Below are 8,931 nucleotides of genomic sequence, written 5' to 3'. Positions count from 1 at the left end.
GACAGTGTTAATCTGCTCCTGCAAGTTGTTGATGTCATCATCATAGTCTTTACAAGAAGTAAAAGTTCCTGCTGAAGCGAACAGAAGCGCTCCGAACAGAAGTGCACTTAAATACTTTTTTCTCATAATAATAAAAAATTTTAATTTATAAATTAAAAGACTCAAATTATCAAAACTTAAGCTTATCCCCGCCCCCATTGGCAGAAGACGGACCAGAGACAGCCTCCAGCGAGGGACGGACGAGGGACGGAGTCTGAACAAAAAACGGGAAAGAAACAAACAAATACCCCGCTCACAAAGCCTGTAGCGCGGTTTTAGCCGTACAACATTTTCGCGGCGGGAATGATGAAATTCTCCGTAAGCAATTTATTATGAGGAAGTAACGGGTTCAGGATTTTTGGGGAGAGACGAAAAAGGGACGGACGGGGGACAAGAAGGACTACAGAACCGGAAGGTCAGTCATGGGAAAAATTGATTATATTTCTTATGAAATATTCTTGACAAAATCTATTGGATACTAGAAAATGCACATGTCATCATGGAACGACCGGTCGTTTTCATACAAATGTCCGTATGTTTTATTGTAAACGAACGGACAAAGAAAATAAAATGTCCGTTCGTTTTTCCGTAAAAAGGTTCAAAAGGTTCATAGGTTCACTTATATGCTCCTTTACCACGCAATTATCCCCTTATTTCAGGGCTTTTTCCTGGTTTTAGGTTCACGAAGGTCCACATTCCAAGGTAAAATTTGAGGTTTAGGCATTTGGGTAAGTTGTTGTCTTCCAATGAATAATAATTTTGTGCTTTTGGGGGAATAGCTGTTTGGTAGCGGACTGTCGCATAATTGATAATAATGGGGCATCCAACATTCCGGGTGATTCCAGTCATTTCTTATTGAATATGGGGCCCAATGTACACAAGCCAGTGTTGAAATCTGGATTCCGGGTCAAGCCCGGAATGACAAGCACAGGAACAACTCCGGAAAGACAAACATACGGTCATTCCCTCCTCCGAACGAAAAAATCCCGAGCCGAAGCGTCATTCGGCTAATTATCAACAAAGTACAAGTGCGTTTTACCCCCTTAAAACAGGCTTTTTGTATGAAAAACAGGTATATAGGTGAACCTATGAACCTTTTGAACCTTGAGGAGAAGTTGAAACAGGGAATTTTCGCCTTGGCACTTCCGGGATTTCTGAAGATGAATCGGCCGGAGCGACAGCCAGGAAGCCGTATTCCTTACCGGTACACCAGTACCGACAACTGTTCTTCTGCAAATTTCTCGTTGGCAATCTCCAGCAGATAATCGGCAGTGAGAGCATTGATGCGCTGGTAGACCTCCGCTTTGTGCTCGTAGGTACCGTAATGCAGGAAGCACTTGCCCATATCAAGGGCTACGTTCTCGAAATTATCGGTCGATACGCCTATCTGACCGATAATCTGCTTCTGCGCCGCTGCAAGCTGGGCACCGGTCAACCGACGGTCACGCAGCTTCTTCAGTTCCTTGTATACCAGTTCTGTACATGCGTCGGCATCGTCCGGATCGCAACCGAAATAGATACAAAAGGCACCTGTGTCGGTGTATGAAGTCAGGTTGGCTTCTACGTTGTATACCAGTCCCCGCCGTTCACGCAGCGAGACATTCAACCGGCTGTTCATGCCCGGTCCGCCCAGGATATTGTTCAGCAGATAAAGACCGGTGCGATGCTCGTCGTACGCATCGTAGCCACGGCTACCTATCATGACGTGTGACTGGTGCGTGTCCTTGTAGAGGGTAAGGTGCTTGGGTTGGTAGGCGAGAGGCGGCATCCGGCGGTAATCGCCGGTTTCTCCGGCAGGGATGTCGGCGGTGAGTTTCTCCAGAGTACGGACAGTCCGCTTGAAATCCAGGTCGCCCAGAACGAAAAACACCATGTTGTCCGGGCGGTAGAAACGGTTGACGAAGTTCAGGGCATCCTCGGTCCGGAAGTCACGCAGCTGGTCCGGACGTCCCAGGATATTGCGTCCCAACGGATGGTCCGGGAATATCAGTTCCTCGAAATCGTCAAAAATCAGTTCCGAAGGGCTGTCTTCGTAACTCTGTATCTCATCGATGATGACCTCCACCTCTTTTTCGATTTCCGCCTGTGGAAATGTACTGTTGAACACGATGTCCGTCAGCAGTTCGGCGGCACGGAGGAAATGCTCTTTCAGGAAAGTGCTGTACACCACGGTCTCTTCCTTGTTGGTATAAGCGTTCAGGTCGCCGCCCACCCGTTCCATCCGGTTCAGAATGTGCCAGGCCTTCCGTTTGCGGGTCCCTTTGAAGATGAGGTGTTCCACAAAATGGGCCATGCCCTGTTCGTTGTCCCGTTCGTCACGGGTACCGGCATCGACGGCATAGCCACAATAGGCCACGCCGGTAGGACTGGGAGCCTGGATAATCCGCAGGCCGTTCGGAAGAGTATGCGTCTGGTGTGACATGTTTCTGATGCGATTGATTTTCTGCCGGCAAAGTTAATGAAAAGGAAAGTTTGGACAGAAGAACCGGAGGACAAAATATTACATTTCACGTGTTGTCCGTTCGATTTGTGTGTGGATAGCCTGTTCTCCGGAAGGTTTCAGGAACTCTTTTCTTTTTGCGATTAAAAAGAAGAACTGAAAAATCACGGCAAAAAGAAAAAAAATGCAGATATTTGCAGAATAATGGAAAGGAACAGCGCATGACAAAGAACAGAATCGGGGTCTTCTGTGCGGCATCCGAACAGATAGACCCTCTCTACATAGAAAAAGCGGAAGAACTGGGTGCCTGGATAGGAAGCCAGGGCAAATGGCTGGTATATGGCGGTTCGAACCTCGGACTGATGGAAGCGACCGCCAAGTCAGTGAAGGCGAACGGCGGACAGGTGATGGGGGTAGTACCCACCCTGCTGGAAGAGCGCGGACGGGTCAGTACCTTGCTCGATGTGATTTTCCCCACCGTCAACCTGAGCGACCGCAAGGACCTTATGCTTCAGGAAGCCGATATACTGGTAGCTCTGCCGGGGGGTATCGGTACCCTGGACGAGATTTTCCATGTACTGGCTGCCGGGAGCCTCGGTTACCACGACAAGCAGGTCATCCTGTACAACGTAGACGGCTTCTGGAACGGGCTGCTGGAGTTCCTGCACGGACTGGAGGTCCGACAGTTTATCCATCATCCGTTGAAAGAGCGGCTGAAAGTAGCCGATACTTTCGAACAGTTGATTTCATTCCTTACAGACTAATTTCTAAAACCTGATATATGATTTCATCCATTAACGAATTGCTGCAGCACGAAGCACAGGCAGTTCTGAATATTCCGGTGACTGATGCCTTCCAACAGGCGGTAGATCTGATTGTAGAACAGGTACATCGTAAGAAGGGAAAACTGGTGACCAGCGGTATGGGAAAGGCTGGACAGATAGCCATGAATATCGCTACTACTTTCTGTTCTACCGGCATCCCGTCGGTATTTCTGCACCCCAGTGAGGCGCAGCACGGCGATTTGGGTATCCTGCAGGAGAACGACCTGCTGTTGCTGATTTCCAATTCAGGCAAGACCCGCGAAATTGTGGAACTGACAGACCTGGCCGCCCGCCTGCTGCCGGATATGAAACGGATTGTCATTACCGGAAACCCTGACAGTCCGCTGGCACAGACAGCCGATGTGTGTCTGCCTACCGGCCATCCGGAAGAAGTCTGCCTGCTGGGGATGACACCTACTACGTCTACTACGGTAATGACTGTCATCGGCGATATCCTGGTAGTAGAGACCATGCGGAAGACCGGATTTACCATCGAAGAATACAGCAAGCGCCATCATGGAGGTTATCTGGGAGAACGCTCGCGCGAACTGAGTAAATGATACACCTTATTAATATGGATTTATGAATCGAAAAGTAATCGGTATCGGCGAAACCATCCTCGACATCCTGTTCCGGGGAGACCAGCCACAGGCAGCCGTTCCTGGAGGCTCGGTCTATAACGCCATGATTTCTCTGGGGCGGATGGGGGTAGATGTCACCTTTATCAGCGAAACCGGAAACGACCGTGTAGGGCGGATGATTCTGGAGAACATGCGGTCCAACGGTGTCCGCACCGACTGTGTAAACGTGTTCCCGGACGGCAAGTCGCCCGTATCGCTGGCTTTCCTGAACGAGCGGAACGATGCGGAGTATCTCTTCTACAAGGATTATCCGCACCAGCGCCTGGAGGTGAAGATGCCCGATATCCAGCCGGACGACATTGTGATGATCGGTTCCTACTTTGCCGTGACCCCGGTACTCCGCGACAAGGTGAAAGGGCTGCTGGACCTGGCCCGCGAACGGGGAGCCATCATCTATTACGATGTGAACTTCCGTAGTACCCATGCCAACGAGGCCATCAAGCTGATGCCTACGCTGCTGGAGAACTTTGAATATACCGATATCCTGCGCGGCTCTACCGAAGACTTCGGTAACATGTTCGGTCAGACCGATGCGGAGAAAGTATATACCCAGCGGGTAGGATTCTACTGCAAGCATTTCATCTGCACGGATGCCGATAAGGATGTCCGGTTGTTTGCAGGCAATGTGCGCAAGAATTATCCGGTACCTGCCGTCGAGACAGTCAGCACCATCGGCGCAGGAGATAATTTCAATGCCGGGGTTGTATATGGACTGTTGAAGAACCGTATCCGCCGGGATGACCTGGACACATTGTCCGAAGCTGACTGGGATGAAGTTATCCGTTGCGGTATGGCCTTTGGCGGTGAGGTATGTCGGCAAGTAGGAAATTCGGTTTCGCCGGAGTTTGCGGCAACCTTTCGTTGACAAAAGCAGGAGGAGTAACCTTTTTAAGGGTTTTTAGTGTATAAAAGTATTAAATAATGTAAATGCCTGCAACTTTTCAATAAAAGTAGATGGTTGTTTCGAACAAAGTATATACATTTGTCCTCGAAATCTATAACAAATATAGTTTTCAGTATGTAAGACGTTCTCGCTAAAGTATTGGTGTGTATCCGGATACACACTATTCTTTTCTGAAAATGTCGTGGTCTATGAAAGATAAGTACAGCTTTTTCGGAATGCTGATAAGGTGATTGGAAGCGGTTTGGTTGTGTAGCCGCCGCGGCTACCTGAACTGCCTAAAACCGCCCTACAGGGCTTCTGGCGGGGTATTTGTTTGTTTCTTTTCCGTTTTTTGTCCCTCGTACGCCCCTTATCCGTCCCTCCGATTGTAGCTGCCTCTGGCCGTTTTCTAACCATGGGAAGCGGGGATAACTTGAGTTGAAACAATTTGAGTTTTTTGATTTATAAATTAAAAATTTTTATTATTATGAGAAAAAAGTATTTAAGTGCACTTCTGTTCGGAGCGCTTCTGTTCGCTTCAGCAGGAACTTTTACTTCTTGTAAAGACTATGATGACGACATCAACAACTTGCAGGAACAGATTAATACCATCGCTAGCAGCCTGAACGACCTGAAGACAAAGGTTGATGCGTTGGGCGGATATGTTGAAAACGTTACTTTTGCTGACGGCGTATTGAGCGTTACTACTGGCGGAAATACCGTTACTTACAACATTCCTGACAAGACCGGTGTCAACGAAGTAGCTTTGGCTCTGGAAGGAAACAACCTGGTATTGACAGTTGACGGTAACAAACAGACCATTGAACTGCCTTCTCAGGAAATTCCTGAAATCAAAGTGGAAAACGGTATCCTTTATGTAGGCGACAAGGAATATCCTTTGACTGTTGACGTAGATAATAATGTCCAGATCGTTGATGACAACATCCCGGGTAACGAAACTATCGGTGTGCAGATCAACGGCGAAACAGTCGCTTTCCCAAAAGCTTTCGCTGATGTGAGAATTTCATTGGGAAACGATGAAGATTTCTATTTCACTGATGCTAAGTTCGCTGATTCTAACAATGGAGATCCTACCGATAAACAGGAAAACGGTATTCACTGGACTATCGCTTCCAGCGACACCAAGTGGGACGGTCCGAAGGGCGACATCAAGGCCGGACTGGTTGTAGGTCAGGTTACTGCTGCCGAAGTCAGCGTACGTCCTATCAATTACGATTTGGCTGCAGCTTCTAAGGCCGGTCAGCTGACTTTGGTTTCTTCCAAGGGTGAAGTGGCTCCGGTTACAGTCATCGCTACTCCGGGACAGAAACAGGGACCTCTGACTAACGGTTCTCGTGCTGCCGACGTAAACTTTAACACTGTAGATCAGGGTGACTATGTATTGACACTCCAGTTCGACAAGTTCACTGAAGGCAAAGAAGCCGAAGAAATCATCTCTAAATTCGCTAACGAAGACCAGACTGCCAACATCAAGTACGCATTGGCCTTGAACGGTGTAGTGGTAACTGACTATAAGTTCATTATCGATACTCAGCTGAAGGCTGACGCTCAGCCTTCTTGCGAGGCTCCGAAACCTGAAAACTTTGTTATCGGTGGTTTAGGTGAGTGGAATGATAATGATAACGTTCTGGAAAATGTTCCAGCAGATGGATTGTATCATAACATGAGCTATCTGGATGGTCGTATCTACGACATGAAGGTAGCTATCAATGCAAAAGATGTAGCCGATGCTGAAGTTTACGGCGTTGAAATCAAAGAAGATAAAGAGAACGGTACTTCTTCTATTATGGCAGGCCAGAATGCTGTCGGACGTACATTCGCTTTGGATGTGACTTTGATTGATATCAACGGAAACATCTCAAAGACTGAAACTATCAATATCAAGTTTGCTGAAGCTCAGAAACAAACGGTTACATTGTCTCCGGTAACTTACAATGTTACTCCGGCCAAAGACAAGAGCTTGTTGGTTGATGTCGGTAACGTATTCAGCAGCCTGAGCGCAAGTGAAGCTATTTCTATCGACAACCTTAATAATATTGATTGGCAGGTAGAAGATAAAGATGCAACCTTCTTGTGGAAGGTTGATGAATTCAATAATTTGAATGGAAATACCGGCTTAATTAAGTATTATGACAAAGATATGAACGATATCGATATGAATGATGACAAGATTGATGAAGCTGTAAGAAGCATCAGATATGTCAAATTCATCATTGATGCCGATAACTATCCTAACCCTGGTGCTAAACGAGGAGAACACTTGATTAGTGTAACCATTAACCGTAATATCAGCGCTTCGGATAATAACTCTACAACGAAGCTGATTAAGAAAGTCAACATTCCTGTTCATGTAGTTCGTCCGGATTGGGAAGATGTATTCGTAAAGAATGGTGAATGGAATGGTGATAAGTTTGTAACCCGTATCACTAGCGTTAATGTAGGTCCATCAGATGTTTATACTGAAGCTGGTATATCAATGAATGCATTTGATGAAGTGAAAGACAGTGAATGGGACGGTGCTGCAGATGGTATTTACTTGACTAAGCTAGAATATACTAAAGACGGTAATAACAATGTATCTGCTAATAAAGCTGAAGCTGACCTGAAAAATATAACGACTCAATATGTGAAGTTAGACTATGAAAAACTGACTGAAAATATTGACAAGACTCATAAGCTTGCTTACAATACCATGCATAGTGTTGCCGCTTATATGATTGGTGGTGTTGAAGACTTCATTATTACAAAAGAATTTGATGTACAGTTGCAGTCAATCTTCGAAGGCACTACCTTAATGTACGGTGATAAGAGTGTAGCAACATTGAATGCCGCTGACTATACAATAGACGGTAGCAAGTTGGTACTGAAACTGAAAGGTAATTCGGTTAATGTTACTACAACTGCTCTGAATGCAGGTATCGCAGCTCCTTATTATGCTGATAATAAGTTTATCTTAAAAGAAAATATCACTAATTTTACTATGGTGAATGAGATTTCTTATGCAGCATCTGCTGATGCAAGTGGTTTAGTAGGAGCAGGAGCAAAAGTTACCACAACAGGAGTTCAAATTACGAAGGATAGCGGTCAGGTTAACAATGGTGGTACATTCACATTGACCTTCACCGATATTATGGGTGTTCAGACTACTACCAGCATCAATTTTGAGCTGAGCAAATAAAAAAATCTTCCCTCTAAATTAAGCTGTAGCCCCATTACGGAGCTGCAGCTTTTAACAGACAAGATTTTTATAAGTTTATCAGAAGAGGTATTCCCAGCTTAATATTGGGAGTACCTCTTTTTTATATTACTTTAGTACAAATGCAATATCCATCATATCCACCCAAATTTCAATAGCCCAACCCGAATATCCAAAACGAAATCACATTCCCGTATTTGCATTTCTGCTCATCCGCCACTTCACATACCTACTAAAGCCTTCAATCTGCTTCTGCCCTTTCTTGTGCCCACTAATCTCGAACGCACAGTTCTGAATCTGAAAATCGAGAATCTATAAATCAGCCAAGATAAAAAACATCTACAATTTTCATCCATTTAATCCCCATTTACTACCGAATAACCCAACAAAGCTACCGAATAATCCCTAAACGCAAAAACCTCATTTTTACAATCCGACAAAGCTTTGTACCTTGCTTCAAGAAACCGAAAGACAAATCAACTATGGAACGAAGGAGCAAAGCTACATTAGAAATGATTTCCCAGAAACTGAATGCGTGGGAATTACGGAAAGAATACTTGCAAACAGGCATCACCATCATCAAAATGGCTAAGGCATTGGGCATCAACCGTACGTACCTGTCGAATTTCATCAACGATACGTACGCCATGAACTTCAACAACTGGCTGAACGGACTCCGCATCGAAGAAGCCAAGAAACGGATGCTGACCGACCGGCGGTTGCCGATGAGTACACTTGCCGCCATGGTAGGATTCACTGACCTGGCACACTTCAGCAAACAATTCAAACTGAAAGAAGGCATAGCTCCCACCTACTGGCTGCAGAAACAACCGAAACTGAAACCTGTCAGCGGAAATTGACAGGGAAACACCGGAATACCACCAAAA

Annotated in this window: 6 protein-coding genes; 5 read left to right on the top strand and 1 reads right to left on the bottom strand. The window is 45.9% G+C overall.

The window, feature by feature from the left end:
* Positions 1–1,237: 1,237 nt before the first annotated feature.
* Positions 1,238–2,461: a M16 family metallopeptidase gene (locus C510_RS0111765; protein WP_018711544.1), complete on the bottom strand. Its 1,224-nt coding sequence runs from the start codon at positions 2,459–2,461 to the stop codon at positions 1,238–1,240.
* 239 nt (positions 2,462–2,700) lie between these two features.
* Between C510_RS0111765 and C510_RS0111760 the strand changes: the two genes are divergently transcribed.
* The 5 genes from C510_RS0111760 (at position 2,701) to C510_RS0111740 (ending at position 8,904) form a co-directional block, all read left to right on the top strand.
* Entirely contained in the window at positions 2,701–3,243 is a 543-nt protein-coding gene (locus C510_RS0111760) for an LOG family protein (protein WP_025893146.1), read from the top strand.
* A gap of 17 nt (positions 3,244–3,260) precedes the next feature.
* Positions 3,261–3,863: an SIS domain-containing protein gene (locus tag C510_RS0111755; RefSeq protein ID WP_018711542.1), complete on the top strand. Its 603-nt coding sequence runs from the start codon at positions 3,261–3,263 to the stop codon at positions 3,861–3,863.
* A gap of 22 nt (positions 3,864–3,885) precedes the next feature.
* Positions 3,886–4,809, top strand: a complete 924-nt coding sequence (locus tag C510_RS0111750) for a carbohydrate kinase family protein (RefSeq protein WP_018711541.1) — start codon at positions 3,886–3,888, stop codon at positions 4,807–4,809.
* 505 nt (positions 4,810–5,314) lie between these two features.
* Positions 5,315–8,026: a hypothetical protein gene (locus tag C510_RS0111745; protein WP_018711540.1), complete on the top strand. Its 2,712-nt coding sequence runs from the start codon at positions 5,315–5,317 to the stop codon at positions 8,024–8,026.
* A 500-nt stretch (positions 8,027–8,526) separates the two neighbouring features.
* The gene (locus tag C510_RS0111740; protein ID WP_018711539.1) at positions 8,527–8,904 is read left to right on the top strand and encodes a helix-turn-helix domain-containing protein; all 378 of its coding nucleotides are present in this window, start codon (positions 8,527–8,529) and stop codon (positions 8,902–8,904) included.
* Positions 8,905–8,931 lie beyond the last annotated feature (27 nt).

Origin of the sequence: Phocaeicola barnesiae DSM 18169 = JCM 13652 (genome assembly GCF_000374585.1) — a bacterium.
Lineage (GTDB): Bacteria > Bacteroidota > Bacteroidia > Bacteroidales > Bacteroidaceae > Phocaeicola > Phocaeicola barnesiae.
Note: the sequence above shows the minus strand (reverse complement) of the source record. Positions and strands in the feature narration are given on the sequence as shown.